The 26,075-nt window shown below is 71.7% G+C and carries 24 protein-coding genes; 5 read left to right on the forward strand and 19 right to left on the reverse strand.

Translation table 11 applies throughout. The annotated features are described in order from the left end of the window. Positions 1 to 1,170 precede the first annotated feature (1,170 nt). A complete protein-coding gene (locus IPQ09_15850) occupies positions 1,171 to 2,301 on the forward strand; it encodes a hypothetical protein (GenBank protein ID MBL0195668.1) in 1,131 nt (376 codons plus the stop codon). Between the two features lie 101 nt (positions 2,302 to 2,402). Here the strand turns inward: IPQ09_15850 and IPQ09_15855 are convergent, their stop codons facing one another. From IPQ09_15855 to IPQ09_15875, 5 genes are all read right to left on the reverse strand, one after another. Continuing rightward, positions 2,403 to 3,377: a hypothetical protein gene (locus IPQ09_15855; GenBank protein ID MBL0195669.1), complete on the reverse strand. Its 975-nt coding sequence runs from the start codon at positions 3,375 to 3,377 to the stop codon at positions 2,403 to 2,405. Positions 3,378 to 3,545: 168 nt separating this feature from the next. Beyond that, entirely contained in the window at positions 3,546 to 4,913 is a 1,368-nt protein-coding gene (locus IPQ09_15860) for a DUF839 domain-containing protein (GenBank protein MBL0195670.1), read from the reverse strand. Positions 4,914 to 5,182: 269 nt separating this feature from the next. Further along, on the reverse strand, positions 5,183 to 6,892 hold the full coding sequence (locus IPQ09_15865) for a hypothetical protein (GenBank protein MBL0195671.1): 1,710 nt from the start codon (positions 6,890 to 6,892) through the stop codon (positions 5,183 to 5,185). Between the two features lie 206 nt (positions 6,893 to 7,098). Then, on the reverse strand, positions 7,099 to 7,851 hold the full coding sequence (locus IPQ09_15870; protein ID MBL0195672.1) for a hypothetical protein: 753 nt from the start codon (positions 7,849 to 7,851) through the stop codon (positions 7,099 to 7,101). A 153-nt stretch (positions 7,852 to 8,004) separates the two neighbouring features. Continuing rightward, positions 8,005 to 8,304 carry an SMI1/KNR4 family protein gene (locus tag IPQ09_15875; GenBank protein MBL0195673.1) on the reverse strand — a complete coding sequence of 100 codons (300 nt, stop codon included), beginning with the start codon at positions 8,302 to 8,304 and terminating at the stop codon, positions 8,005 to 8,007. Positions 8,305 to 8,465: 161 nt separating this feature from the next. Between IPQ09_15875 and IPQ09_15880 the strand changes: the two genes are divergently transcribed. Beyond that, a complete protein-coding gene (locus tag IPQ09_15880; protein MBL0195674.1) occupies positions 8,466 to 9,149 on the forward strand; it encodes a glutathione S-transferase in 684 nt (227 codons plus the stop codon). A gap of 103 nt (positions 9,150 to 9,252) precedes the next feature. On the opposite strand, the gene IPQ09_15885 is transcribed toward IPQ09_15880, so the two are convergent. Further along, positions 9,253 to 9,633, reverse strand: coding sequence for a hypothetical protein (locus IPQ09_15885; GenBank protein MBL0195675.1), 381 nt, complete (start codon positions 9,631 to 9,633; stop codon positions 9,253 to 9,255). Between the two features lie 194 nt (positions 9,634 to 9,827). Here IPQ09_15885 and IPQ09_15890 point away from each other — a divergent pair, with 194 nt between their 5' ends. Next, complete coding sequence (locus IPQ09_15890; protein MBL0195676.1) at positions 9,828 to 10,160, forward strand: hypothetical protein; 333 nt, start codon at positions 9,828 to 9,830, stop codon at positions 10,158 to 10,160. A 7-nt stretch (positions 10,161 to 10,167) separates the two neighbouring features. On the opposite strand, the gene IPQ09_15895 is transcribed toward IPQ09_15890, so the two are convergent. From IPQ09_15895 to IPQ09_15920, 6 genes are all read right to left on the reverse strand, one after another. Beyond that, entirely contained in the window at positions 10,168 to 11,346 is a 1,179-nt protein-coding gene (locus tag IPQ09_15895; GenBank protein MBL0195677.1) for a hypothetical protein, read from the reverse strand. Positions 11,347 to 12,524: 1,178 nt separating this feature from the next. Beyond that, positions 12,525 to 12,665, reverse strand: a complete 141-nt coding sequence (locus IPQ09_15900; GenBank protein ID MBL0195678.1) for a hypothetical protein — start codon at positions 12,663 to 12,665, stop codon at positions 12,525 to 12,527. Positions 12,666 to 12,948: 283 nt separating this feature from the next. Continuing rightward, positions 12,949 to 13,512, reverse strand: coding sequence for a hypothetical protein (locus tag IPQ09_15905; protein ID MBL0195679.1), 564 nt, complete (start codon positions 13,510 to 13,512; stop codon positions 12,949 to 12,951). A gap of 109 nt (positions 13,513 to 13,621) precedes the next feature. Next, positions 13,622 to 15,820, reverse strand: a complete 2,199-nt coding sequence (locus IPQ09_15910; GenBank protein ID MBL0195680.1) for a DUF3488 domain-containing protein — start codon at positions 15,818 to 15,820, stop codon at positions 13,622 to 13,624. After that, a complete protein-coding gene (locus IPQ09_15915; protein MBL0195681.1) occupies positions 15,820 to 16,893 on the reverse strand; it encodes a DUF58 domain-containing protein in 1,074 nt (357 codons plus the stop codon). The genes IPQ09_15910 and IPQ09_15915 overlap by 1 nt, the downstream gene beginning before the upstream one ends. Then, positions 16,890 to 17,849, reverse strand: coding sequence for a MoxR family ATPase (locus tag IPQ09_15920; GenBank protein MBL0195682.1), 960 nt, complete (start codon positions 17,847 to 17,849; stop codon positions 16,890 to 16,892). Before IPQ09_15920 ends, IPQ09_15915 begins: the two co-directional genes overlap by 4 nt. Positions 17,850 to 17,949: 100 nt before the next feature. Here IPQ09_15920 and IPQ09_15925 point away from each other — a divergent pair, with 100 nt between their 5' ends. Next, complete coding sequence (locus IPQ09_15925; protein ID MBL0195683.1) at positions 17,950 to 18,609, forward strand: ABC transporter ATP-binding protein; 660 nt, start codon at positions 17,950 to 17,952, stop codon at positions 18,607 to 18,609. Between the two features lie 551 nt (positions 18,610 to 19,160). Here the strand turns inward: IPQ09_15925 and bioD are convergent. The 7 genes from bioD to aroC all read right to left on the reverse strand — a co-directional run bounded on the left by bioD (position 19,161) and on the right by aroC (position 25,727). Next, positions 19,161 to 19,826 carry a dethiobiotin synthase gene (gene bioD / locus IPQ09_15930; protein MBL0195684.1) on the reverse strand — a complete coding sequence of 222 codons (666 nt, stop codon included), beginning with the start codon at positions 19,824 to 19,826 and terminating at the stop codon, positions 19,161 to 19,163. Further along, positions 19,805 to 20,932 (reverse strand): 8-amino-7-oxononanoate synthase, encoded by a 1,128-nt coding sequence (locus IPQ09_15935; GenBank protein MBL0195685.1) that lies wholly within the window; start codon positions 20,930 to 20,932, stop codon positions 19,805 to 19,807. Before IPQ09_15935 ends, bioD begins: the two co-directional genes overlap by 22 nt. A gap of 10 nt (positions 20,933 to 20,942) precedes the next feature. Further along, entirely contained in the window at positions 20,943 to 21,191 is a 249-nt protein-coding gene (zapA, locus tag IPQ09_15940; GenBank protein MBL0195686.1) for a cell division protein ZapA, read from the reverse strand. A gap of 304 nt (positions 21,192 to 21,495) precedes the next feature. After that, a complete protein-coding gene (locus IPQ09_15945; GenBank protein MBL0195687.1) occupies positions 21,496 to 22,053 on the reverse strand; it encodes a hypothetical protein in 558 nt (185 codons plus the stop codon). Further along, entirely contained in the window at positions 22,050 to 22,856 is an 807-nt protein-coding gene (locus IPQ09_15950; protein MBL0195688.1) for a hypothetical protein, read from the reverse strand. Before IPQ09_15950 ends, IPQ09_15945 begins: the two co-directional genes overlap by 4 nt. Positions 22,857 to 22,974: 118 nt before the next feature. Next, positions 22,975 to 24,549, reverse strand: coding sequence for a 3-dehydroquinate synthase (gene aroB, locus IPQ09_15955; protein ID MBL0195689.1), 1,575 nt, complete (start codon positions 24,547 to 24,549; stop codon positions 22,975 to 22,977). Beyond that, positions 24,546 to 25,727 carry a chorismate synthase gene (aroC, locus tag IPQ09_15960; GenBank protein ID MBL0195690.1) on the reverse strand — a complete coding sequence of 394 codons (1,182 nt, stop codon included), beginning with the start codon at positions 25,725 to 25,727 and terminating at the stop codon, positions 24,546 to 24,548. The genes aroB and aroC overlap by 4 nt, the downstream gene beginning before the upstream one ends. A 30-nt stretch (positions 25,728 to 25,757) precedes the next feature. Here aroC and IPQ09_15965 point away from each other — a divergent pair, with 30 nt between their 5' ends. Continuing rightward, complete coding sequence (locus IPQ09_15965) at positions 25,758 to 26,060, forward strand: DUF167 domain-containing protein (GenBank protein ID MBL0195691.1); 303 nt, start codon at positions 25,758 to 25,760, stop codon at positions 26,058 to 26,060. Positions 26,061 to 26,075 lie beyond the last annotated feature (15 nt).

Below are 26,075 nucleotides of genomic sequence, written 5' to 3' on the forward strand. Positions count from 1 at the left end.
CTGGTGGACGGGTGGGGTGGGGGGGGGGGGGGGGCGCGCGTCTGGGGGGTCAGGGGCGCGGGTGCCGTCCGCAGTCACGGTCGCCTCCTGCTTGACTCGGCCAGCCGGAGCTTGCGCTGCCGAAGCTCAAGAGGCCGCTAAGGCGACGCGGGCTCCAGTGGCTGGGCCTGCGTGAAGGCTGAGCCCGGAGTCGTTCGGGCCATCCGCCAGCGTGGCGGCGAACCCACTGCAGTGCTGGCTCGGCTCTTTCGGTCGGCGGGCTGGCGTCGGCATGCGGGGACCAGGACTCTAGCGGGGTCGGGCTGAGGCTCTTGGCCTGGTCCCCTCGCGGACGCGTTCGGGTTGAGGCGAGGCGAGCGACCCCTGGCTTGGCCTCGGGCGCGAGGGTTCGGTTGCCTCGGGGTCGGCCGGAGGCGCTGACGGGCGGTTGCGGTCCCACGTCACACAGTGTCGTCGCGCTTCGTGGGCGGGAAGGGCGCGCATGCGCTCACGCCGTGGACGCAGCTTTGCTGGAAAGGCTCAGATTGAGGCCGGGGGTTTGGGTGGTCCAGCGGCGGAGAGGCCGCCTACCCGAGGGCGGGGGGCCAGCGCGAGAGGCGACGGGTTCTCCTGGCGCGGGTGAAGAGCGGGCCTCCCCGGGCGGGCGGGTGGCCTCTTCTCCACTGCCGCAACCAGCTCCGCCCGCGTGGTCCCGCGGTCGCAGTCGCGGCCGGGGGGGCCCGGGCACGGCCGCCGGGGGCCACCCGGGCCCGAGGGCGGGCCGCTCGGTGCGGGGGGGTGGTCGGGGGGGGGGGGTGCTGGCGGGGGTGCGTCCACAGGGGGTCGGCGGGTCCGGGCCGTCTGTGGGCGCGGCCGGGTGGGTCTGCCGTGGTGGCGTGGCGCCGGGGGGGGGGGGGGGGGGGGGGGGGGGGGGGGGGGGGGGGGGGGGGGGGGGGGGGGGGGGGGGGGGGGGGGCCCCGCCTGGGGAGGGGTGCCCTGGGGCGGGGCCACCCCTGACGAGAACTCCGCGGGAGCGGGGGGCGTCCCACAGCCGCGGGCGGAAAATCGTGGGGGCAGGCTTGCTCGCGCGCGCCCTTGACGTAGGGTGAGGCCGGTGAGACCACGAGGACCGGCGACGACCTTGACCTCACTTCTTCGACACTCCGCGTCCCGACGCGGTACATGCGAAGGATGGGCCTGTTCGATGCGGAGGACTGGGCATTTCTGGGCAAGGAGCTCGGGCTCGAGCGGTGCCTGGCCACGGCCGGGTACGCCCAGGGCATGGGCTTTCGCCAGCTGCGGCGCACCTTCGGCGGTCCGGCGCCGGCGAAGCCCTCGTATGCCCACCGGCTCTATGGGCGCTGGCGCGGCACGGAGGTCGTCGTGCTCTGCTACGACGTGGGGAGCGGGAGCACCCAGACGACCTACACCGGGGTCGTCGCGCGGGTCGATCCACCGCTCTTTCTCGGTCTCGAGCTGAAGGCCAAGTCGTTCCTGCACGGGCTCTTCGGCGCTGACGGGATCTCGCTGGGCGCACCGGTCCTCGACAAGGAGCTCCTCGTGGAGGGGTTCACCCCAGGGGCGATCCGCGCCTTCTTTTCTCCCACCGAGCCGCGCAACTCCGCGCTCCTCGACGGGATCCTGCGGGCGGCCTCCACGGGGCTCGTGATCACCGACTCGACCGTCGACCTCTCGACGCAGGGCACGGTCACGGATCCGCGGAGGATTGGGGCGTGGCTCGACCAGGCCGTGTGGATCGCCAGGGCGTTGTCGGTCCGCCGTGCCGAGGTGCCTCCGACGCGGCCCGAGCTCGCACAGCAGGGCGAGTGGCTGCGCTTCGCAGACGCGGCCGGGTTCGCGTTCAGCCCCGAGCGCATGAAGCTCACTGGCACCGCGGCGGGGAGCGCGATCGAGGTCGCGCTCGAGAGCGAGCCCGCGCGGGTGTGCACCTCGGTCTCGGTCCGCTTTCCGACCCCCGTCGGGTTCGGGTTCGCGGTTCGACGAACGAACCTCCCGTCGTTCTTGCAGGGGATCTTCAGCCAGGACATCCGGGTGGGGCACGCGCGGTTCGACGACCTCTACGTGGTCACGGGCAACCCCGAGCATCGCGTGCGAGAGCTGCTCGGGAGGGCGCCCGTGCCGCACATCCTCGCCGAGCTCGGAGAGGTGAGCCGCGAGGTGCAGATGCACCATGAGGGGCTCTTTTTTCGGCTCGAGGGGGCGTTCCCGACGGGTGACGCCGTGGGCGCCTTGATCGAGCGAGGGCGACTCGCGACGACCGCGCTCTTCGGGGAGGTCTCCGCGCTCGGCCCGTATCGGTGAGGCTCGAGCTCATTGCATGCGCCATACACGCATGCGCGCCCGCCCCCCTTGCGGGTGAGCGGGCGCGAGCGACGCACGATGTTTTCGGAGCGCCTATTCGCTCAGGGCGCGCGCCAGGTCGAGTACTTGGTGAGGAGGAAGCCCGTCCAGTCGTCGCTCGTGCCGCTGTGGCCGCCCGCGAGCTCGCGGTACTGCACGGGGAACCCCTTGGCCGTGAGCTTCGACTTGTCGGTGCGGAGCTGGGCGATGGGGAAGTACTCGTCGCCGGTGCGCGCCGAGATCGCCACGTTGATCTTCCAGGCTGCCGCGTTCAGCGCGTTGTCGGTGCCCGTTCCCACGCCGAACGCCGACTGGAGGCTCGAGTTCTCGATGAGGATGCCGGCGAACTTCGCGGCGTTACGCACGCCCGTGTAGTACGCGGCGATGCCGCCCGACGAGTACCCCGCGAGCACGATCTTGCGCTGGTGAGCCCAGAAGCACTGGCGCACGTCGGCGACGACGGCGAGGATCTTCGCCTCGTCGGTCGACGCGGTCCAGCACTGCCCGTCGCGGGCGGCCCCCACGGAGACCGCGATGTGCGTCTGCGTCGAGCGGATGTTCCACGGCGAGAGCGCCCAGGTCGCGAAGTTCTTCGCGTTGTCACCGCAGCCGTGCATGCCGACGAGCATGGGGTACGACTTGGTCGCCGTGTACGTCGGGGGCAAGCGGACCCAGTAGTCGATCCCGCCGGTCTTGGTGAGCAGCTTGAAGAACCCGTCCGCGTCCTTCGTGTAGGAGCACGTGCGGGAGGGCCCAGGGCCAGGGCCCGTGAGCACTGGGATGTTGGGGAGCTCGAGCTCGGGCTCGCCGTCGGGGATGGCGGGCGAAGCTTCTTCCAGGCCGGGCAGGCCGGGCGTGTCCGCCTGAGCGCCTTCGCCGGAGGTGGCCCCCGCAGCGACGGGCGAGGGCGGGTCGGCCTGGGGCTCGCTCGCCTCGCCAGGGGGCGACGCGGGCTGGGGCGGGTCGATCGAATCGACCGCACAGGCGACCAGGGACAGCGGGAGGAGGAGCGCGAAGATTCGGCCGATGGGACGCACGGCTAACGGTGTTAGCCCACCACGACCCACGCGCAAGCACGGCGCGCGGCGGGGTCGCAAATGCGTGGGCGTGGCGGCGCTCTGCTCCGACTCCCTCACACATGTGTGCAGGTCGGCCTCGAACCACCTCCCGCTCTGGCGCTCCCGACCGAGCTGACCCGCGCGTGGTTACACGTGGAAGGGGCCCGTGACCTCGAAGGTGACGGCGCCGCCCGGAGCGCGCTGAGAGCTGAAGTAGAGGCGGGTCCCCGACGGGTCGAACGCCGGCCCCGTCACCTCCGACCCCGGATGGTTCACCACCTGAACGATCGCCTTGAGCGAACCATCCGGGAGGATCGCGACAATCTGGAGGTCGTCGCCGTCCTCCGCGACGAGGATGTCCCCGCCGGCGCTCCCGGTCAGGTTGTCGACGGCCCGCAGGATGGGGTTCGCCGCTGTGAGATGGTTGTAATGCTCACGGATCGTGCTGGCGACGATGTCGTACTCCCACACGCGGTCGTCGCCCTTGGTCGCGAGGTAGACCTTGCCGGCGTGGTACCAGAGCCCCTCCCCGCCGTTGAACACTGTGCTGGCGGGCACCTGATGTCGCGTCGCGGTGGGGCCGGTGAGCTCGGGATCGGGGACCGGGAGCCAGGTGACGGCTCCGGCGACGACGCGAGCGACCTCGAGCGTCCCGGCCGTCAAGTCGAGCGCGCCGCCCATCCCCATTGCGGCGGGCGTAAAGCGATAGAATCGCCCATCGGGCTCGTCCTCGCTGAGATAGAGCTGCCCTCTCACCGGATCGACGCTCGCGGCCTCGTGTCGAAACACGCCGAGCGCAGGTCGTGCCTCGGCGGCCCCGACCCCCATGGGGTCGCACTCGAAGACCCTCCCGCGACCGTGCTCTTCGCACGACAACCAGGTGCCCCAGGGCGTGTGCCCGCCCGCGCAGTTCGTCGAGGTTCCCGTGAGGATGGGGTACGCGTCCACCACGTCGCCGGCGGCGTTGAAGCGCAGCGCGCCGACGCCGCCGGGGCTGGCCTCCGAGTTCGAGACGTAGACCCACTCGCCGCCGGGAGCCGCGTACACGGCGCCACCGTCGGGCGCGACGTGCCAGCGGTACGTGCTGGTGGCCACGGGTAGCTGCCCCGTGGTCGCGACGACCCGAGAGGTGAAGCCCGGCGGGAGCCGCAGGTTGTTCGCGTCGGGGGGCTCGAGCGGGCCGAGATTGGCGATGTTCGACTTGAGGGGCGTGGGCGCGGCGTCGGCCGCGTCGGCCGCGTCCGTCGCGGCGTCCGCAGCGTCCGCGGAGTCCGGGGAGCTCGCGTCGGCCGCGTTCGCGTCACCGGGACGGGCGCCATCCGTCGGCGGCGCGGCGTCGATCGGCGAAGCCTCGAGCCCTGCGTCTGCGGGCGGTGGCGACACCGCGTCGCCCCCCGAATCGGCCCCCCCCGGGGACACGAGCGGCGCGCCGCAGGCCGCGATGGGACGGGCCATCGCCACAGCGAGGCCGGCGAGGCTCAGACGGAGGAGATCACGCCTGGGGAGGGTTGCCACGGGAGAAGTCTTGCACGGCAGCGTGCGTCGCAGAAGTGCTTCTTGGGCGCCGCCCGCTGCGTCGTCTCGGTGAGGCTCTGGACCGTCAGCTCAGCGTCGAGTTCGACGTCTCATTCAAGCGGATGAGAGTCGCTCCGGACGCGAAGCGCAGGGCGCCCGGGGGCGAAAGACCCAGCGGGCCGCCGTCACGCTCCCGCCTACGCGTGAGGGCGCCGTGGTCCACGTCAGATGAGGGCGCGGCCGACGCGCCGCGCCCTCGTCCCGCCCAGCTACTTCTGGTCCGTGAGCACCACCGTGCGATCGACCGAGCCGTTGCGCTCGTCGTCGATCTCGAGGGCGATGGTCCCGCCGTTGCCGGTCCACGCCCCGTAGGCGATCGAGGCCGTGCCACCGCTCGGGATGTTGATGCCGGTGTCGCCCTCGTGCTCGAACATCTCTTCGCCGCTGGCGCCGATGCGGTGCACCACGACGTCGAGGTCGTAGTCGCCCGTGTCGTGACCATCGACGGTCACCTTCAGGCGACCGTTCGCTTGATCGAGCTCGAGCTTCACGGTCTGGCCGTTCGTGTCGCTGCTGACGTGAATCTCGATGAGGTAGTCGTCTGTCGCGGTCTGAATGCCCACGATTAGAGTCGGCGTCTCGGCCTGCTGCGTCGTGTACTCCATCACGGTGCCCGACGCCCGGACGACGATCGTGTCCTTCTGACCTGGGCTGAGCGCGATGTCCTCGACGTCCACCGTGTACCCGCTACCGACGACCGTGAGGGTGGACTTCGACTCGGCCGTGAGCCCCGCGCCGTCCACCGTGATGGTCGTGTCCGTGCCGGCGGGCAGCTCGTACGTGGGCTCCGGATCGGGCCGGCCACGGCTGCCGTTCAGCACGGTGCGCGCCTTCGCGCCCGCGATCTCGTTCACGAGCGCGCCATTCGCGTACCCAAGGCGCTTACCGGCGGGATCGGTGATGAGCGCGTGCCCGCCGCTGTTGAGGCGAATCTGACGGACACCCGTGGGGGGCGCTCCGGGCTGCACGTTGCCGCAGAAGGTGCAGTCGAACTTGCGGAGGCGGAGGGCGGTGGGGATGAGGTGGATGGACTTGCTGGTCGCGTCCCCGATGTACTCGTCCTTCTCGCCCTGCGCGGTGGTGGAGCCCACGTAGCGCCACTCGTCCTTCTTGGTGTCGATGGTGAGGGTGCGCTCTTCGTTGGGGTAGTTGTTGTCGTAGATCTTCACGTCGAACCCGGTCGGCGTGGCGGCGATCGAGTGGGCGTTCATGGCGTGACCGCCCTTGCCGTCCTTCTTGAAGAACGCGAGCGTGGGCAGATCGGCCGAGGGCGTCTTGCCGAGCGCGGCGAAGAGCTGCGCGCCCAGCTCCGCGGGGGTCAGGCCCGGCGTCCGCTCGTAGAGAGTCTGGGTGGTGTACCAATAGGCGAGCTCGCGCTGCAGCTTGCCGTTGCCCTCGACCTTCAGCTCGAAGGGGTTCGTGGCCCCCGGCTGGAAGTCCGAAGCCTTCATGCCATTGGCGCCGACGTACAGGATGTTGGCGAGGATCGCGAACCCCTCGCAGAGCCCCTGGTAGAGATCCTTGTTGGCGGCCTCGAGCCACTGCTGCGCGGCCGGCGTGAGAACACATCCGCCCGCGGTGCTGCCGCAGACCACGTCGCCGAACATGCGGCGCACGTCCTCCACGCCCATGGTGGGCCCGGGCGTGGGCTCGGTTGGGCTGAAGCTGTTGGAGAAGCTGAAGCCGTTCGGGCTCGGCCGGAACTTGCTGTCTGCGGTGCTGCCGGGCGGCGGGGGCGCGGTGTCGGGGCCGGGCCCTCCGTCCTCGCCCGGGGGGGGCGTGCCCGCTTCGGTCTCGGTGACCGTGCCGCCGTCACCCGGCGTGGCCGGAGTGTCACTGCAGGCAGCGAGGTGGAGGGACGGGAGGGTGAGCGCGAGGGCGAGCGCGAGGGAGGGGAGGCGGCTAGAAAAAGAGCGCATTCCGACACAGTACTGGCAGTTGGCTGACCCGGCGAAAATTTTGCGCGGCCCGCCTCGTCGCCATGATGCGCGGGCGCCGGAGGACCCGACGAGGCTCGCCCACGCGCCGCGGCGCGAGCGGTGCACCCAAGCCCACGCGGGTCGATCGACACCCGCGAGCCCCGGCGAGCTTCATCGACGAGGCGCGCGAGGCGCCTCCGCGGGTCTCAGCCCGCGTCGGCCGCGTCCACCGGCACCGCCGCGTCCACCGGCACCGCCGCGTCCACCGGCACCGCCGCGTCCACCGGCACCGCCGCGTCCACCGGCACCGCCGCGTCCACCGGCGCCCCCGCCTCGGGCAGCGCCGGCAAGGGCGCGGGCAGCGCCGTCGAGGGACACTGCGCCTCCGGGATCTTGTCGAACGCCACGCCCTCGGCGCAGCGCGCCGTGATCACCGCACAGTCCTCGGTCGTGTAGTCGCCGTCGTCGCAGCGCGTCTTCGCGTCCGCGCAGCGCGCGATGAACGCGTCGTGGAGCGCGCGCTTGACACACTCCGCGGCGGTCGCGCCGCAGCCCGAAGGATCTTGGGTGCTCGTGACGCAGCTCGCCCGCGTCGCCGCGCACGCCGCCGCGGCGCCCGTCGCGCTGTCGCCGCCCGCACCGCCTCCACCGCCGCCTCCACCGCCGCGCCCGTCGTCGCGCCCGCGCCCGCGCCCCTCGCCTGCTCCGCGGTCGCCTCCGGAGGCGGGGAAGGCCGGCAAGCACGCGACATAAGCGTCGCGGCACGCCACGGCGTCACGCGTCGCGCGGCACGCCTCGTGGCTCGCCCGGCAGGTGTCCGAGTCGGCCCGGAAGAGCTTGACGTTGCACTGGGCGGTCGCGAGGGCCGTGGCGACTCGGGCGCCGTCGTCCTGATCATGCGAGCACGCGAACACGACGAAGAGCGAGAGAGCTGAAACAATTCCAGTGGTTGTACGCATAGTGGGCTCCGTTCCCCCCCCGTGGGAAGGTCAGTCAGCCCGATCGTGCGAGCGGGGGGCCGGGAGCGATCATGAGCCCGCTGCTTTTTTTTTCGCTACCCCGGGCGGGCCGTCGTGGGGAGCGCCTCGAGGGCTCCCCGTCGACGGACCCGGTCACGGCACCGGAGCGTTCGGGAAGAGCTCGGCGATCGACGCGCGCACCTCCTGGGACCCGTCGTGCCACCCGCGCCGGCCGCGCGTGGCGAGGAGGAGGTCGAGATAGTCCGCCAAGCCGACCATCGAGACGATCTCGGCGCCGTTCACGTCCATGTAGAACGCACGCAGCTCCTCGGACACGACGATCCCGTACCCCTCCTCGGTAGAGGCGACCTCGTCCGCCGAGCAGGCCGCGCGCACCACCCCGGACACGAGGGTCAAACGAGGGTGATCATGGAGGTCGGCCGCCATGCTCACGAAGCGTTCACGAAAGCGCGAGCTCGGGCGCCGTGGAGGCGCGCTGGGCTACGATAGATCCCCTGGCGCTTGGGACTTCGTCATCGAAACGCCGCCAGAGGTGGACCGCGCGCGGCGTGCTGTTTGACGACTTTCTCGCCGCGGTTCCCCAGAGGAGAGCCATGTACGAGCTGTTCATCGCCAACAAGAATTACTCCTCGTGGTCCCTGCGCCCGTGGGCGCTGCTCTCGGAGCTAGGGATCCCGTTCACCGAGACGCTGTTGTTCTTCGGCGATGAGGCGGCGTGGGGCCCGTTCCGGAGGCTCTCGCCCTCGGGGAAGGTCCCGTGCCTGCGCGACGGCGCGACCGTGGTGTGGGACTCGCTGGCGATCGCCGAATACCTCGCCGAGCGTCACACGGGCGTTTGGCCGGCCGACGCGGCGGCGCGCGCTTGGGCGCGCTCGGCAGCCGCCGAGATGCACTCGGGGTTCGGCGTGCTGCGGCAGCGCGGCTCGATGAGCGTGGGCGTCCGAGTGCGCCTCCACGAGCGCCCAGCGGCGCTCGACCAAGACCTCGCGCGGCTGACGGCGCTGTGGGAGCAGGGTCTCCAGCGCTTCGGCGGGCCGTTCCTCGGGGGCCCTGCGTTCACCGCGGTCGACGCGTTCTACGCGCCGGTGACCTTCCGGCTGTCGACCTACGGCCTCTCGCTGGGCGAGGCGGCCGACGCCTACGCGGCGCGCCTGCGCGCGCTGCCCTCGATGTTGGCCTGGTACACGGCGGCCCTGGCCGAGCGCGCGCGCGACGTGCACCACGAGGTCGAGATCGAGGCGGCCGGTGAGTGCTTGGCGGACCTCCGCGCGACCTGAGCGGCGCCCCTCTCTTCGGGCACGCGTCACGCTCCGCCTGGCGACGCGCGAGGGGCACGCGCGGTCGCCAAGCGGCCAAGCAGCCCGTTGAGCCGGCGACGGGTCAGCGCTTGGTGGCCTCGTACGTGCCGATCTCTTCGTCGGCCGGCTTCCCGGCCTTGGTCTGCTTGTGGGTCAGCTTGGTGCCCGCCACGCAGTAGGAGTATTCGCTCCCGTCGCTCGTGATGAGGGTGTTGCCGTTGGTCGTGAAGGTCGTGCCGGTCTTGTCGACGGGGCTGTCGGACTCGATCGCGCAGTCGCAGCTCCCCGCCGCGCCCGCCGCGCACACCGCGCTCTTCACGCCCGCCGCCTTGATGGCGGTGGCGAGCCCAGCGCAGCCGCCGACCGGCGTGGCGCACTCGGTGGGGACGTTGATCTCGGCCTTGAGGGCGAGGGTGCCCTTCCGCGTGAGCGAAGTCCCCGCGACGGTGAGGCGGCCGCTCATCGTGCCAGACACCTTAGTGAGCTTGGCCGTCGCGCAAGCCTTCGTCACCTCGGAGAAGGCCGTGTCGGGGGCGCAGGCCGCCGAGTAGTCCCACGTGCCCTCGAGCGATCCGCCGCAGGGGGGCGCCTCGGTGCAGGTGCCGACGGTGACGGCGAACGACGCGGGCGGGGGCAGCCGCGGGGGGCGTGGTCCCGGTGGACGTCGCGCTCGCGTCGGGGGTCGGCGTCGGGGTGGTGCCGGTGGACGTCGCGCTCGCGTCGGGGGCGGTGCCGCCGTCCGGGGTCGTCGTCGTGCTGGAGCAAGCGGCGACGGCGACGGTCACACCGAGGAGAGCGACAGGGAGCATGAAGCGCATGGGTCGAGTCCTTCGTTTCGAAGAGGAATGGGCAGCCGAGGGCGGGCCTCGCGGTGACCACACTGTGAATCACTCGCGGCGCGATGCCAACCTCGTTCGGGCCGTCAAGCGGCTCAAGCGGCGCCAGCAGCTCGAAGGCGAGCGTAGACTGAAGGCGGACCTTCGCGGCTGACCGCCCGTCAACCTCCGCCGCCGGCGTCCCTCGCAGGAACGCACGGATCGGGCGACGGGGGAGGCGCCGGCGCGACCGCGCTCGGCTCCTTCACGACCTTCGCCGTGAACCCGATCGCGATCGAGATCGCGTCACACTCCTTCGAAGAGTCGCCGTTCGTCCCGTCGCTCATGATGTCGGAGGCCTGGGTGAACTGCGAGGTGATGTTGTCGAGCGTGCTCCCCTCGCAGAGGACGGTGCTCAGTTGGCCGGCGACGCGCCGAAACTCGCTGTTGAACCGCGCAGTGTTCATGACGCCCGCGATGGTCCCCGTGGTCGCGTCGAGGCCATTGGATGGCTTCTTGAAGGTGATGAGCGGTCGCTCGATGGGCAGCACGATCCCCCCCTGGACCCCCGCGAGGGAGAGGTTGAACGTACCAGGGAGGACCCCGACGAACATGCCGCCGCTCACATAGGCGTCGCTCATCTTCGCGTTCGCGCCGCCCGCGAGCGTTCCCCCGACGAGGGAGCTCGCGAGCACCGGCCAGAGGTCCGAACCGTCCCACCGAGGGGCCGGTGAGACCCTCCCGGTCTCGAAGAGCTGGCCTGTCAGCCCCGTGTTCGACTGGTCGCTGGTGCCGTCGAAGCCGACCGCCTGGAGAATGTACGTGCCCGTCCCGGTTTGAAGAGCCGCGTTCGTGTCCCGCGGGAAGTCGGGCAGCGCGGTCGTGAAGATGGGCAGGATGTTCGCCCCGAAGGAGTTGTCGATGCCGCTCTCGCCGTCGGTCTTCACCTTGTTGGGTGCCCCAGGCCTGAGCCTGCAGTGATCCGTCGACTTGTCGGTCGACACCCGCGAATCCAGATCATAGCCATAACGCTTCCAGGCGGTCTGGCTCGGGGCACCTGCGCGATCGGTGTCGCCAAGGAACATGGTGTGTATCGCGTAGTAGCCTGCCGACGTCGCCGTCGTTGGGGCCGTGGGCCGCGGCGGGAGCCCGGCGACGTTGACCGCCGCGTCGGGTCGGTCCGCGTCCGCCACCGCGACGTCGGGCGCCGCAGCCTCCAGCGGCGCAGAGTCGGGCGCCGCAGAGTCCGCGGAGCCCGCGTCGCCTGCCCCGGGGACGTCGGAGCTGCAGCTCGCGAGCGCGCAGACCCCAAGCGCACCTGCCCACACGACGATCGCCAGTCGCAGCCCTGCGTGCTTCATGGGGCAACCCTACCACCCACAGGCCCGCTCGCGGGGGGCCTAAACGGTCGTCCTTCGCGTTGTAGAATACATAGATCTGCGAGAGGTCCAGCTCCCCGACCACGTCCAAAATGAACAGCGCCAGGTGCCCCTCCGGCAGCCAGGCGCGCATGTCCGGCGGCAGCAGCAGTCGCTGCTCGATGTCGTACGGCAGGTACCCTTTTGCCATCGCGCAAAGGTAAGTTTCCATGCGCTCGTCGTCGATCCTCGCCGTGCCCTTTTTGACCCCGGAGAGGCGCGCGCTCCACACCTCAAAAGAGCGCTCGGGATCCGGGTGCGCGAGCGCCCACGCGCGGTAGTCCTTCGCGGTCGCGAAGGACGTGCCAAACACCCTCCCGAGCGCGCGGCGCGCCTCGCTCGACGGGGTCGCTCGCGTCCAGCTGACGGGGACACAGCGAGTCGGCGCTTGCTGCGGCCGTTCGCTCGGGAGGCTCACCCCAGGCCGCTCGTCGTCCACGAACGCCACGAGCCGAGGCACGTCGGCGGCGCGCGCGGCGCGCGACACGATCCGCAGAGCGACCGTCGCGGCCGCGGGTTCTGGCGAGCCCTCGAGCGCGTTCCACGCGGCCCGGACGACCGCGGCCGAGGGCGGCTCTCCGTGCTCGCGAAGCCACTCGGGCTTCGGAACACAGCACAAGTCACTGCATGAACCATCGATCTTCGCGCTGAGCGCGCGGAGGTGGCTCGCGTCGGGGAGCTCGGCCGAATCGCTCGCGGCGACGGCGCTGGGGGGAGCCACCCCGGGAGCCACCCCGCGTGGCGCCCGAGGCTCGACGCGTGCACCGCAGGCGAGGAGCGCGACCGGGGCCAGGCAGACGACGTGGGCCAGGCGAAGGAGCTTGGCCATGCGGTCAGGGTAGCGCGGGTCCCGGGGGCCACGGGACCTTGGCGCGGAGACGTGTACCCGGAGGGCTCCTTGATGCGCCGCCAGAACCACCCGCGCTCGGGTCTCGCTGGCACCGTTGGCCGCGCTGGGCGCGTCGCGCTCGGCTCCGCGTGCCCGGCGAAGGCGCCCGCGCAGGACGCGACAGCGGCCCCACTTGGCGCAGGCGTCGGGCATCGTGCACTTCGTGATGCACGCGTCGTCCGCGCAGTCGCACTTCTGGACACACGTCTGGTGGTCGGAGCAGGGCGCAGGACTAGTTGTAGTTGCCGACGTGGTCGAGCGCGCCGCGCCGGGTTCCCGCGTGAACCCTGGATTTCACGCGCAACACGACGACGACGGGGCGAGGGGCGAGGGGCTCGGGGCGAACGGCGCGCGCGGGGGCGGTCAGCTTCATGCCGGAGGTCTTAGCGCCAGCGTTGGGCAGGTGCAAGCGGGTCACCCGAGGTCGCCGATGACGCTCCTGCGACGGGCTCAGCGGCGAGCCGCGCGCGCTTCATGCCCACGGAAGATCGCGCGGCCCCGAGGTCGCACGAGCCCCAGGCCGCGCGACGCTCGGCCGGTGCGGCAGCGAACGGCGCCAGCGAAGCCCGTCCCGCTGTGGCGGCGCGCGGGCGACGGGGTCAACGGCTCCTACGAAGAGCCGTCACCGAGAGTAGCGGCTGTGAGCGCGCGGGCGCTCAGAAGGCAATCGCGGGCATCGACACGACGAACGACGTGGCGTCGCCGGGTGTGCGCGGCAGCGAGAGGGTCAGAGAGGCCGTTTCAGGGAGGATCACACGCCGGGCCTGCGCGCGGGGGCTGCCCATGGTGCCCGCGAGGATCGCGGCCACGATGCTGGCGGTTCCGGTCACCATCATGCCGATCCCGAGGCCAAAGAGGTCGCCCGCGGCCACGTCCCTCGAGCCTCCACTCTCGACGCAGGGGCTCGTTTGAGTGACGGGGTCGTACTCGCACGTCCGGTTGGCGACGGTTCGAGGACGCGTGACGATGGTGAGCGCGGTCCCGGCGCCCGCGACGAGGGTCCCGCTGACCAGGCCGTAGGTGACCCACCCGCTGGAGCCGCGCTCACCCTGGCCCACGAAGTAGAAGTTCCGGACGAGCGGAACGAGCGTGGTCACCGTCAGTAGACCCGCCGGGACCCCAATCGCCACGTTGTAGGCGGCGTTGATCTCCGAGTCCGCGCGCGCCGGCGACGCGACGAGGAGGCTCGCGCTGGCGAGTCCCAAAATGACCTTCCGCATGATTGGAGGTTATCCCGGGCTCCCACGGCGAGCCAGGACGGAGATCGCCCCTCCGAGTGAGTGTGCCTTTTCTCAACTCCCGACGTGCGACGACCGGCTCGCCACAAGCTCACGCCACCGGCAGGGCACGCGCGGGAGACCGCGACGCGCGCTCGGGCGGTGGGGGCTCGCGGAACGCCCTCACCGCGCGGATCCCCTCCTCGAACGTGCGTTTGGTCAGCGGATCGAGCGACGCGCCGCCGAAGCGGACGGCGAGGTAGGCGAGGGTCATCGCGTGAACGTCCTCCGCGAGCGGGTGGCTCCGCCTGCGGAGATCCTCCGCATAGCGCAGCGGTGGAGTGGAGGGGGCGCGCGCGAGACCCCGCGCGGCAAGCGCCGCGTCGAGGCTCTGATAGAGCTCGATGACGAGCAGCGCCGCGCGCGCCTTCGGGGTGGCCACCTTGCCTGTCGCGGGGTCCTTGGGGCGCTGCCGCCGCCAGACCCAATAGGCCACGACGCCGAGCGCCACGACGATGCCCGCGAGGACGGGCGCTCGCGTGAGCTGGCCTGCGAGCCCTTGAGTGAGGCCCGCGCGCGAGCGAGCTTGGTTGTACGAACGATTGGCCGCTTCGAAGAGCCGGACCTGGGTGCCGAGGTCGTACCCCACGACGTAGCGGTTCCACCGCTGAGACACGGCCTCGACGAAGTCGCGCACGTAGAGATAGGCGCCGCCCGTCTCTTGGAGAGGCCGGGCCGCCGCCGTCGGGGTGGGGTCGAAGGTGACCCAAGCGGGGTGCGGCTGCTCCAGGTGGGCCTCGACCCAGGAGTGCGCGTCACCCTCGCGGACCGCGTAGTACTTTCCGAAGCGGTTGTACGTGCCGCCGACGAAGCCCGTCACGTTACGGGCGGGAATGCCCACCTCGCGGAGCATCATGACCATGGCGGTGGAGAAAAACTCGCAGTGTCCGCGCTTGGTCTCGAACAGGAAGTGATCGAGCGGCTGCGGCTTACCGCCCGACGGGGAGGTCACGTCGTAGTGGAAGTCGTTTCGGAGGTGTTCCTCGATGGCCTTCGCCTTGGCGAGCGGGGTCGGCTGATTGGCAGTCCAGGCGCGCGCGAGCTCGCCTATTCGCGGCGGCAGCGGCGGCAGCGTGAGGTAGCGCGAGCGGTCGGTCGGGGCGAGGCGCTGAGTGACGACTTCGCCCGACCCCGCGAGGAACACGTCGTAGCGCACGCCGTGGGTGCTCGGGCTCGCGTAGCGGAGCTCGCCCTCCGGACCGGCGGAGACGTACACGCCCTCCTGCTGACCGGGCGTCGTGGGGAGTCGGAGCTGCGCCGCGACCGCCTGCGGCGGCAGGAAGAGCACGGGCGGGTCGATGGGCTCGAGGTCGAAGGAGATGCGCCGGTCCTGTGCGGGGCGTGGGAGCCGCAGGATGGGGACGACGTTGGGATACGCGAGATCGATCGGGTGGCGCTCGATGACCGACCGCGACCAGGCGCGACCGTCGTACGTGTCGAAGGCGGTGCCGCGGAGTCGAATCGTCATTCGCAGCGGCGGATCGGGGGTGTCCGGGAGAGTGAACCGGAGCGCCACGGTGGGGTCGCTGCGCAGAGTGCCCACGTCGCCGAGGTCGACGTGATCGGAGAAGCCCACCATTCGACCCGATCGGGTGTGATTCACCAGCAGCAGCGAGAGGCCGATTCGCGGAAAGAGGATGAAGAGCGCGCCCGTGAAGACGAAGATGGGCAACGACAGCAGGCACGTGGTGAGCAGGAAGCCGCGGCCGACCACGCGACGACTGCGGAGGATGCGCGGCACGTCGACCGGCAGGCCCGTGCGATCGCGGGCGCCTTGTCGGTAGTTTCCTTCGACCTCGCGGCGCAGGTGCGAGAGCACGAGCGCGCCCGGCGCGACGATGAGAAACCCGACGAAGCAGAGGCCGTAGGCGAGCCCACCCCCGAGCACCGTGCCGGCCACGAAGTGGAGCAGCGCGAGGATGATGATCTGCTGATCGTGGGCGGCGCCACGACGGGTGGCCACGCGGAGCACCTGGAGAAACCCCGCGAACTCGACGGCGATGTCCAGCGCCGACGCGCCGAAGATGACGCGGAGGACCTCGATCACGAAGAGCGCGAGCGGGCCGAGGGTCGCCAGGGTGCGCATGAAGGGCTTCACCTGCAGGCTCTCGGGCAGGGCGACGGCGACAGCCAGGCCGCCGAGCACCGCCGCCGCGGTCCACGGGGGCATGCCGGCCGTGTTCACGATCGCGAGCACGCCGAGGGTGGCGAGCGCGTTGGTCATGAGCCTGTGGACGAGCCCGAAGCGCATCAGGTGGCTCCCGCGCTGGGGTCGCGCTCGCCCGTGTCGGCGGCGGGGATCGACTCGACGAGCGCGAGGTACCGGAGCAACACGTCCGAGCCGCTGCGCTTGTCGCCGCGGAGCACCTCGCCCGTCGACGCGACGAGCTTCACGCGGTCGCCCCGCTTGACGTGCGCGACGACGCGGGAGGCGATCTCCCGAATGCGGCGCTCGAACGCGGCGGGGAAGTCGTCCCCGGCGCCGCGGGGGCGCTTCACGTCGAGGCGGAGGGTGGTCTCGGGGTGCGCGTCGCGCGCGCGCTCCCGACGCACGAGGCTGCCGGTCGCGGCGCTCTTCTTCCAGTGGACGTCTCGGAGGTCCTCGCCGTCGCGGACGGGCCGCAGCCCGAAGTGGTCCTCGCCGTGTCCGCGCCCGAAGGTCGATTCGCCGCCGACGTCGCGGCCGGGAGGCGACACGCCCAGGGTGATGGGATCGGCGGCCGGGTAAATGATGAGATCGCCCACGGACTGGACCTCGCGCGACTTCTCGAAGAGGCCGAACGGGAAGCGCGTGGCGATGCGGAAGCCTACGTGCCGGTCGCGGCCGCGGCGCTGCGGCGTGCGCCGGTACGCCGCGACCTGGGCGCTCTTGGGGCTGATCTTCAGGAAAAAGCAGCGCTTGTCGGCGGGCTGCCCGTCGCGCAGGTCTTCGACCTCGATGGCGTACGACGGCACGCGGCCCTTGTGGTTGAACACCTCGATTTCGACGAGGTGAGCGCGGCCGACTTGGGCACGCGCGGGCAGGCGCCGGACGACCGTGAGATCGCGCAGAGACAGCTCGCTCATGATGCCGCTGACCATGATGAGCGCGAGCAGCAGGCCGAGCAGCAGATAGAGGAGGTTGTTGCCGGTGTTGATGGCGGCAAAGCCGACGCCGAGCGAGATGCCGACGAAGAACTTCCCTTCGCGCGTAAACTTCAGTCGTCTCGGTGGTTTACGTCGGGTCGTGAGGCGCGCCCACGCACGCGACCAGGCGCGCCGGAGGCCGGTCTGTGGCGACGCGTCGACGGCCGCCTCGGCGGTGACCGCCGCCGGAGCGCTCAAAGTGGGACAGGCACGCGCGCGACAAGCTCACGCACGGCCGCCTCGGCTTCGTCGCGGGTGGGCATGAAGCCTTCGGCGGTGGACGCGAGCCGCACACGGTGCGCGAGCGCCGGGACCGCGAGGTCTTGGATGTCGTCCGCGATGCAGTAGCTGCGGCCGCGGACCAGCGCGCGGGCGCGGGCTCCGCTCGCGAGGGCGATGGCGCCGCGCGTGGACGCTCCGAGAGAGAGCGTGGGGGCGGACCGGGTAGCCTGCACGATGGCCTGCAGGTAGCTCACGAGGGAGGTGTCTAGCGCGACGCGCTGGACGGTCCGCTGGAGCTCCACGAGGTGCGCGGGATCGAGGACGGGGTCGACGTCGCTCGGTCGGTCGAGGCCCTCGGTGAGCAGCCGCATCTCGACCTGCGGGGGTGGGTAACCGATGCGGATCCGGAGGAGGAAGCGGTCGAGCTGAGACTCGGGAAGTGGGAAGGTGCCCGCAAAGTCTTGTGGGTTCTGGGTGGCGATGACGAAGAAGGGGTCGGGGAGCGGGATGGTCTGCCCGTCAATCGACACCTGGGCCTCGTTCATGGCCTCGAGGAGCGACGACTGCGTGCGCGGGCTCGCGCGGTTGATCTCGTCGGCCAGGAGCACGTTCGCGAAGACGGGCCCCTGGCGGAGGACGAACTCGCTGCGGCGCTGGTCCCAGATCGAGATGCCCACGACGTCGCTCGGCAGGAGATCGCTCGTGAACTGCAGGCGCTTCAGCTCGCCACCGACCGCCTGGGCGAGGGCTCGCGCGAGGGTGGTCTTGCCAACACCGGGCACGTCTTCGATGAGGAGGTGACCGCGCGCCAACAGGGCGACCAGCGCGAGCTCGACGACGTCGGCCTTCCCCTCGAGGGCACCCTCGACGGCCGTGCGCAGCGCTTGGATGGCGGGAAGCTCCTCGGTAAGGAGGGCTTTGGCGGCCGTCATAGGCCTAAGACTAGCATGATGTGCTGGGCTTCCTACCATGCTGGTTGGCGGGCTCGCGGGCCGCGCAGTTGATTCGCCCGCACGAACAGGGCGGGGTAGGATGGCGCTCTTGTCCAGCACCTCTCCCTGGGCGGTCCGGCTCGAACGCGTCACCAAGACGTACGGCTCCGTGCGCGCCCTCGTCGCGGTGACGGCGGACTTCGCGTCGGGCGAAGTCACCGCGGTGCTGGGGCCCAACGGGTCGGGCAAGAGCACCCTCCTCTCCCTGGTGGGCACCCTGTCGCGTCCGACCTCGGGCACGGTGTCCCATGGGGAGCTTGGGGCGACGGCGGCGACCGTTCGCCGCAGCCTGGGGTGGGTTGGGCACGCATCGCTCTGCTACCCGGACCTGACCGGTGCGGAGAACCTCAGGCTCGCCGCGGAGCTGTATGGGTGTGCGCCGGGGGAGGCCCTCCGGGAGGCGAGCGAGCGCTTCGACCTCGGCGCGTTCATGAGCCGCCCTTTCCGGGAGTACTCGCGCGGGCAACGGCAGCGGGTCTCGCTCGCTCGGGCCCTCGTCCACGGGCCGAGGCTCCTGCTCCTCGACGAGCCGACGACCGGCCTGGACAGGTCCGGGGTGGGTCGCCTCACCGAGGTGATTCGGACGGAGGTCGCGCGAGGGGCCACGGTGGTGGTCGTGTCGCACGACGAAGGGTTCGCCGCTGAGGTCGCTGGGAGTCGGCTGCGCTTGGAGCGGGGCCGGGTCGTCGATCGCTCCTAGAGCGCCGAACCGCTTGATTCGGTCGGCTTTTCGCCGATCTACGTCGCCGGTGTTTCACGTGAAACGGGGGGGTCGGGGGGTCGAGGTCCTCTGGCGCTCGTCATCCCTACCGGAGCCCGTGACGGCCTCATCCGGCGCGGGGCGCGGCCGGGCGGCGGGTCATCCGCGGCGACCCACGCGGCGCGCCGGCGGCGGCCTCGGGATGATCGGCTCGACCGGGTGGGGGAGGCGGCATGGGGCATCCGGGAGTACGCGCGCCGGCCCGCGATGGGACCGGTCCGGTGTCCCCGATGGAGGCGTCGGAGCGTTGCTCGAGCGTCGCCGGAGTACGCTGGCCTGACCGGGCGCGCCCAGGCCGAGGGCCGGGGGTGGTGCCGATGCTTCGTGGGGAGCGCTCGAGCCGTCGCGGTCCGGGACCCGTGGTGCCCCCCGACACTCCCGGAGGGCGCGGCCGGGTCGGGGAAGCGAAGCCGGCACCCAGGTCGGCCTCTCCCACGCAGGGAGGCGGGTCGGGGGCTTGGCGGGCATCGCCCGGGGAACGTCGCGAATTGTCAGACGGGCGACGGGCAGCAGACGGCCAGCAGGGAGCAGAGGTCGGCCGCCGAGAGACCCGCGGAGCGCCAGGGGACGTGGTGGGTGCCTCGGAACAGCCCCCGAAGCGCCGCCGAGTTCGTGCCCGTGGAGGCGTCGGGGCGACCGGGCTCGACCAGGACGAGGTGCATCGGGCCGAGGCCGCGGGCCCGAGCGGCGAGCTCCCCGGCCCGCGCGTGGTGGAGGGCGCCGAGGGCGTCGGGCACGACCAAGAGCGCCTCGTCTGGGCGCAGGGCCTCGAGCAGATTCGCGTTGTCGGTCTCGGGCCCGAGCGGGGTGAAGAGGCCTCCGGCGAGCTCGACGAGGAGCACGTCGACCTCCTTGCGCGCGGCTTCCACCACCGCCACGATCGCCTCCACATCGACCTGCAGCCCCGCGCGCTCGGCGGCGAGGTGGGGCGAGATGGGCTCGGCAAACCCGTACAGGGGGGTAGGTTTCACGTGAAACGTCCCCGCGTCGTCGAGCGCCCCGGCGTCTCCGCCGGCGCCCGGCCCGAGCCCGCTCTCCACGGGCTTGTAGCCGCACACCCGCAGCCCAGAGGCCGCAAGCCCCCGGGCGAGGGCGACCCCGAGCGTGGTCTTCCCCACCTCGGTCCCGACCCCCGTCACGACGACGAGGCGACCCATGTCTCCTGGACCGAACGCACCGCGCGGAGCAGGCCGCTGACCTCCCCCGCCGTGTGGGTCGCGCGCACCGAGAGGCGCAGCCGCGAGAGGCCGGCCGGCACCGTGGGCGGCCGGATGGCCTGCACGAAGTACCCGGCCCCTTGGAGCGCGGCCGCCACGTCGACCGCACGGCGCGCATCACCCAGGACCCACGGGACGACGGGCCCCTCGCCGAGCACCTGGCAGCCGAGCTCGTGCAGGCCCCGCCGCAGCTCGCTGGCTCGGGAGTGGAGCTCGGCCCGGGCCTCCTCCATCCCGCGCGCCTGACGCACCCGAAGCGCGGCCTCGGCGGCGACCAGAGGGCTCAACCCGGTGGAAAAGACGAAGGACCGGGCACGGTTCCAGAGCCAACGCTGGAGCGTGTCGCTGCCCGCGACGAAGGCCCCGCCAGCGCCGATCGCCTTGCCGAGCGTGCCCACGAGGACATCCGGGACCACCCCGACGTCCGCGCATCGGCCGCGACCCTCGGGGCCGTAGACACCGAGCGCGTGCGCTTCGTCGACGTACAGCCCCGCCCCGGCCTCGCCACACGCTTCAGCGAGGGCGCGGAGATCCGGAGCGTCCGCGTCCATGCCGAAGTAGGACTCGGTGACGACCCACGTGGGCGTATTCGGCCGAGCCCGCAGCGCCGCAGCGACGTGGGCCACGTCGAGGTGAGGGTAGACCTCGACCTCGGCGCGAGCGAGCCGAACGCCATCGATGATGGACGCGTGGTTCAGCGCGTCGGAGAGCACGCGATCCCCGGGGCGGAGCAGGGCGGCGAGGGCGCCCACGTTCGCCGCGTAGCCGCTGGTGAACACCAGGCTGCCCTCGACCTGAAGCCAGTCGCAGATCTCCCGCTCGAGCGCGGCGTGGTGCTCGGTGTTCCCCGAGACGAGGCGGGAGGCGCCCGCACCCACCGCCGCCTCGGCGCTTCGGGGGGACTCGGCCAGCCCCAGGTAGTCGTTCGAGCAGAACGCCGTCTGGCCCGGCCCCACGCGGGTAGGGCGGCGGAGGAGGCTGCGCGCCTCGAGGTCCTGAAGCTCCGTCTCGAGGGCGACGAGCGGCGAACGTTTCACGTGAAACATGCGGCCGGCGTCAGCGCTCGGGGCCGGTGCTCTCGATCGCCTGATCCACCCGAACGAGCAGGCGACGGAGGGTGTCCCTCGTCTTTCGCTCGAGCGCTTGGCGCTTGCGACGCTCGACCTCCAGCTCGTGCGCGAGGGCGAGGGCGGCGAGCGCGATCGCCTGGGGCGTGGACGGGCGGCCGCGCGGGCTCACGGCGCTCACTTTCTCGGTCACGGCGCTCGCGAGCTCCTGCAGCTCTACGGCCGAAGCAGAGCTCACGACCTTTACCTTCTGCCCAGCGACCACGACTTCGACGGCTCGACTCTGCATGGCGCCTCCGCCCCCCGGCCGCCGCACAGTACCACCGCGCGCACCCGACGCCACGCCCGCGTCGCGCGAGGGCCTAGCCCGGATAATTCACGACGCTTCCGCGCGAGCCATCCGATCCTCTTGCTGCAAAGCTCGTACTGCGCTCCTCGCACCTGCGGAGTACGGACAGTACGCCTCGGTCCTGCGGTGCGGAGTGCGAGCTATTCGCTGCGGTCTCGGTGCCTCGTCGCATGAACGTCATGAAGTATCCGGGCTAGCGGACCGCGTTGACGAGGAGCAGGAACGGCAGCGCGAGCACGACCGCGTCGACCTGGACGCCGGTCACGAGATCGAAGGTGCGGAAGTCGCCGAGCCCGTAGCGCCCCTGGGCGAACAGCCCCGCGCCGAACCCGTAGATCGAGTGGTAGTTGTAGCTCCGCGAGCCCCAGAAGAGGCCCCAGGTGGCGCCCGGCTGCACCGTGCCGCCGGCCACACGCGCTTCGGCGCCTCCCGACAGGATGAACGAGGTGCTCCCGGCCGGGACGAGCCACTCCAGGCCGCCGCCCGTCTCGAGCGAGTCGAAGCCCGAGGTGCCCACGTCGACGTAGGGCCCGACGCCCATGTCGCGCTGCGCCGACCGCAGGAAAATGGCGTCGAACCGAGCGCCGAGGTGGAAGGCCGGCTTGACGGGGCCCACGCGGAGGTTGCGAAACGCTGGGCCCGTGGTGAGGGCGGCGCTGAGCTGAGGCTCCGCCAGCGCGGTCCGCCCAGTGCCGAGCACGGCGAGCGCCGCGAGCGCCGCGGCGAGGCGGCGCGCGCGCCGCACGCTCATTTCTTGTTCTGGCAATACGGCGAATTCGCCTTGCACAGGAAGCAGTCGACGGGCGAGTCCTGCCCGGGTCGGCACGACGGGGTGATGTTTTCACTCGCGCCGGTGGCGGAGACCGGAGGCGGCGGACACTTGTCGTCGGGGTTGGCCGTGTCCGGGGCGCGCGGGAAATCGACCAGGCACTTCGAGCACACGGTGATAGGGAACTGGAACTCCTGGCTCTCGAGCGAGAGACCGCCGAGCGTCTGGCCCTGCACGCGCGCGAAGGCGATCACCGTGACCGTGGCGTTCTTCGGGTCGGGCTGCTGGGCGAGCACGCGACGAAGCTTTTTCACTGCGGCGCTGTCGAGCAGGTCGACCGTGACCGACGCCTGGCCGCCACCCGGCGGGACGAATCCGCTGCCAGGGGTGCGGTACTCGTTGCCAGCGCGGCGGTCGTCGATCCCCGCAGCCGGGTTGATCTCGGCGTCCAAGTTCACGCCGTCTACGGTCTGCCGCACGGTCGCGCCGAGCAGGTAGACGTTCGAGGTCTCGACGCGGTTTCGCGCGGGATCGGCGGCGACGCGCAGCTGGTTCACGACGACGAGCGAGGCCGTGTAGCTGTCGGCAACGGCCACGTCGAGTCGGCCATTGACGAGCCCCGCCGACCCAGGCTCGATCAGGCAGACGCCGTCACTATCAGGCTTTGCGACGACGACCTTCGTCACGATGAGCGACTGCGGGTACTCGACGCACGCGGGCGCGAGCCCCGCGGCCATCAGAGCCCCGACCACCGCGACAATCGCCCCTCGAACGCTTCGCTTCATGACATCTTCTCCGGCGGAACGACGCGTCGGTCGTCGCGACTGAAACCGTATCGTTACTACACCGCCCGCGTCAAAAAGGTGTCACCTCTCGCGCGGCGAGACAAGGAAGACCTTCGGGTCACGCGCGGCGCATGGCCGTGCGCAGATCGTCGGCGAGCACTGGCAGCACCTCGCCCCGCCCGACGGCGACCGCGAGCGGCAGGCGGAGGCGTTCGCCGCGTCGCTTCTTGTCGACGCCCAGATAGGCGGCCGCGGCGGCGAGCTCGCCCCCCGCGGGGCGCGTCGGGAGCCCGAGCGCCTCGAGGAGAGACTCGACCTCGCCGGCCACTCCGCGGCGAACGAGCCCCGCCGCCGCCGCCAGCTCGAGCTCCGCGACCATCCCGATCGCGACGGCCTCGCCGTGGAGGTGCGTGCGGTACTGGCCATGCGCCTCGAGGGCGTGCCCGACGGTGTGGCCGAAGTTGAGCAGCGCGCGGTCGCCCTGCTCGCGCTCGTCGCGGGCGACCACACCAGCCTTGAGCTCGATCGCGCGCCTCACGACGCTGGCGAGGCCCTCGGGCGGCCCGGCCACCAGCTCCGGCGCGCGCTCGCGAAGCTCCCGCGCGAGCCCCTCGTCGAGGAGCAGCGCGATCTTGGCCAGCTCGGCGAGCCCTGCGCGGCGGTGGCGCGCGGGCAGCGTCGACAGGTGGGCAAGATCGACGACCACCGCCGACGGCTGCGCGAAGGCCCCGATGAGGTTCTTCCCGGCCGCCACGTCGAAGCCCGTCTTGCCGCCAACGGAGGCGTCGACCATCGCCAGCAGTGTCGTGGGCACCTGGACCGCCCGCACTCCGCGGTAGAGGGTGGCGGCCGCGAACCCCGTGAGATCGCCCACCACGCCGCCGCCAAAGGCGACGAAAACCCCATCGCGATCGAGGCCTTGGGCGATCCCGGCCTCCCAAATCGTGTCGACCGTGGCGAGGGTCTTGTGCTCCTCGCCGGGCGGAAGGGTGCACGTTCGGTGGGGCACGAAGACGGCGTCCAGCGCCCGGGCGAGCGCGGTGCCGCGCGCGCGGAGCACGTGACTATCGGTCACCGCAAGGAGGCCGGAAGGCCCGAGCGCGGCCACCACGTCGGTCAGGACCTCGGGCCTATCATGCACGACGTGCACGCGGTACGAGCGCTCACCGAGCGCGACCAGGACGGGAGCGGCCGCGCGCACGGCGCAGACCGCGGCGACCGCGGCGTCCTCGTCGAGGACGTCCGTCCACACCTCGCCGTGGCACTCGGAGTAGGCGGCCGCGCGCGCGAGCTGGAGCTCGTCGATCCGGGCCGCGGGGTCCCCGCCGAGCAGGGGGCGCTCGGTGCCGACGAGGCGGGCGAGCAGCGCCTCACGCGACGCCTTCAACGTGACGACCACGCCGCTCGCGAGCGCCGCCGCGCGCGCACGACTCGAGACCAGCGCGCCGCCACCAAGCGCCACGACCGAGGGCTTCGCCGCGCTCGCGAGCTCGAGCACCAGCGCCTCCTCCGCGGCTCGGAACGACCGCTCGTCGTCGCGCACCAGCGAAGCCGCGGTGGCGCCGGCGCGGCCCGAGCGAGAGGCCAACACGGCGTCGGTGTCGACGTAGGGGAGCCCGAGCTCGCTGGCGACGCGCGGAGCGATCGTCGACTTCCCCGTGCCCATGAACCCCGACACGAAGAGCGTCTTCATTGACCGTACTCTTCGGTCCGCAGCCGCCCGGAGCGCAAGTTTTCCACGACCTCGCGGAGCGAGTCGCCCCCCAACTTCTCGAGCGCGGCCCGCGCGAGCGTGAGCGCCACCATCGCCTCACCCACGACCGACGCGGCGGCGACCGCGCACACGTCGCTGCGCTCGAACGCGGCGTCGGCGGGCTCCTTCGTGCGCACGTCCACGCTCGGGAGGGCACGGCGGAGGGTCGCGATGGGCTTCATCGCGGCGCGGCACACGAGGGGCTCGCCGTTCGTGATGCCGCCCTCGAGACCACCGGCTCGGTTCGATGCGCGGGTGAAGCGCCGGAGGACCGCGTCGTACCCGATGGGGTCGTGGACCGCAGAGCCCCGCGCCGCGGCGGCGGCCCAGCCATCGCCGATCTCGACCGCCTTGATCGCCTGGATGCTCATGAGCGCCTGCGCCAGGAGACCGTCGAGCCTGCGGTCCCACTGGACATGAGCGCCGAGGCCCACGGGGACGCCGGTGGCCACCACCTCGAACGTGCCGCCCAGAGTGTCCCCCGCGTGGGAGGCCTCCCGGATCGCGTCGCGCATGTGGACCTCGGCCTCCGGATCCGCGCATGCCAGGTCGCTGGCGCGAGCCAAGCGCTTGATTTCATTAGTATCACGGCCCCGGAGCGACGCCGCGCACCCGACGCCGCCGATCGACACCACGTGCGCGAACACGTCGACGCCGAGCTCCGCCAAGAGGCGCTTGGCGACCGCACCCGCCGCCGTACGCGCCGCGGTCTCACGCGCGCTCGCGCGCTCGAGCACATCACGCAGATCCGGGCGATCGTACTTGAGACCACCGGCGAGATCGGCGTGCCCGGGCCGGGGCCGAACGAGGGGATCTGCGAGGTGGGCGGGGTGGGGACCCACGGCCATGCGCTCGCGCCACTTCTCGTGGTCGCGATTGGCCACAGTGAGGGTGATGGGTGAACCCAACGTGGCGCCCCCGCGCACCCCCGAGGTGATCACTACGCGGTCGGTCTCGATCTTCATGCGCCCGCCGCGGCCGTAGCCACGCTGCCGGCGCGCGAGATCCTCGTCGATGTGTTCCGCGAGGAGCGGCAGCCCCGCGGGGACGCCCTCGAGGATCACTGTGAGGCCCAATCCGTGCGACTCTCCCGCCGTGAGCCAACGAAGCTGCGTCATGCTCCGCGAACGGTACCAGACGTGCTGACGATCACCGCCAAGGACGGGGCGCTGCGCTTCGAGGTGCGCGCCAAGCCGCGCGCCAAAAAGAGCCGCGTGGTCTCCATCGACGACGGGCGCCTCACGCTCGCGCTCGCGGCGCCCCCGGTCGACGGCGCCGCGAACGAGGCGCTGGTCGCCCTCCTGGCCGACGTGCTCGGCCTCCCATTGCGTGCTGTTTGCATTCTTCGTGGAACCTCGTCACGACACAAGCTCGTGTCGGTCTCGGGGCTCGGCGAGGCCGACCTCGTCGCGCGCATCACGTCGGCCCTGGCCGGCAGCCCGGGAGGCTGAGCCAATCGAGGCGGG

The sequence above is a fragment of the Myxococcales bacterium genome, assembly GCA_016720545.1.
In the GTDB taxonomy this organism is placed as follows: domain Bacteria; phylum Myxococcota_A; class Polyangia; order Polyangiales; family Polyangiaceae; genus JAAFHV01.

What these genes read in the sequence shown, in the direction of transcription:
- IPQ09_15850 (MBL0195668.1), top strand. Translation starts at nt 1,171, where the DNA reads ATGGGCCTGTTCGATGCGGAGGACTGGGCATTTCTGGGCAAGGAGCTC.
- IPQ09_15865 (MBL0195671.1), bottom strand. Translation starts at nt 6,892, where the DNA reads ATGCGCTCTTTTTCTAGCCGCCTCCCCTCCCTCGCGCTCGCCCTCGCG.
- IPQ09_15870 (MBL0195672.1), bottom strand. Translation starts at nt 7,851, where the DNA reads ATGCGTACAACCACTGGAATTGTTTCAGCTCTCTCGCTCTTCGTCGTG.
- IPQ09_15880 (MBL0195674.1), top strand. Translation starts at nt 8,466, where the DNA reads ATGTACGAGCTGTTCATCGCCAACAAGAATTACTCCTCGTGGTCCCTG.
- IPQ09_15885 (MBL0195675.1), bottom strand. Translation starts at nt 9,633, where the DNA reads ATGAGCGGCCGCCTCACCGTCGCGGGGACTTCGCTCACGCGGAAGGGC.
- IPQ09_15895 (MBL0195677.1), bottom strand. Translation starts at nt 11,346, where the DNA reads ATGAAGCACGCAGGGCTGCGACTGGCGATCGTCGTGTGGGCAGGTGCG.
- IPQ09_15900 (MBL0195678.1), bottom strand. Translation starts at nt 12,665, where the DNA reads ATGAAGCTGACCGCCCCCGCGCGCGCCGTTCGCCCCGAGCCCCTCGCC.
- IPQ09_15905 (MBL0195679.1), bottom strand. Translation starts at nt 13,512, where the DNA reads ATGCGGAAGGTCATTTTGGGACTCGCCAGCGCGAGCCTCCTCGTCGCG.
- IPQ09_15910 (MBL0195680.1), bottom strand. Translation starts at nt 15,820, where the DNA reads ATGCGCTTCGGGCTCGTCCACAGGCTCATGACCAACGCGCTCGCCACC.
- IPQ09_15920 (MBL0195682.1), bottom strand. Translation starts at nt 17,849, where the DNA reads ATGACGGCCGCCAAAGCCCTCCTTACCGAGGAGCTTCCCGCCATCCAA.
- IPQ09_15925 (MBL0195683.1), top strand. Translation starts at nt 17,950, where the DNA reads ATGGCGCTCTTGTCCAGCACCTCTCCCTGGGCGGTCCGGCTCGAACGC.
- bioD (MBL0195684.1), bottom strand. Translation starts at nt 19,826, where the DNA reads ATGGGTCGCCTCGTCGTCGTGACGGGGGTCGGGACCGAGGTGGGGAAG.
- IPQ09_15935 (MBL0195685.1), bottom strand. Translation starts at nt 20,932, where the DNA reads ATGTTTCACGTGAAACGTTCGCCGCTCGTCGCCCTCGAGACGGAGCTT.
- IPQ09_15945 (MBL0195687.1), bottom strand. Translation starts at nt 22,053, where the DNA reads ATGAGCGTGCGGCGCGCGCGCCGCCTCGCCGCGGCGCTCGCGGCGCTC.
- IPQ09_15950 (MBL0195688.1), bottom strand. Translation starts at nt 22,856, where the DNA reads ATGAAGCGAAGCGTTCGAGGGGCGATTGTCGCGGTGGTCGGGGCTCTG.
- aroB (MBL0195689.1), bottom strand. Translation starts at nt 24,549, where the DNA reads ATGAAGACGCTCTTCGTGTCGGGGTTCATGGGCACGGGGAAGTCGACG.
- aroC (MBL0195690.1), bottom strand. Translation starts at nt 25,727, where the DNA reads ATGACGCAGCTTCGTTGGCTCACGGCGGGAGAGTCGCACGGATTGGGC.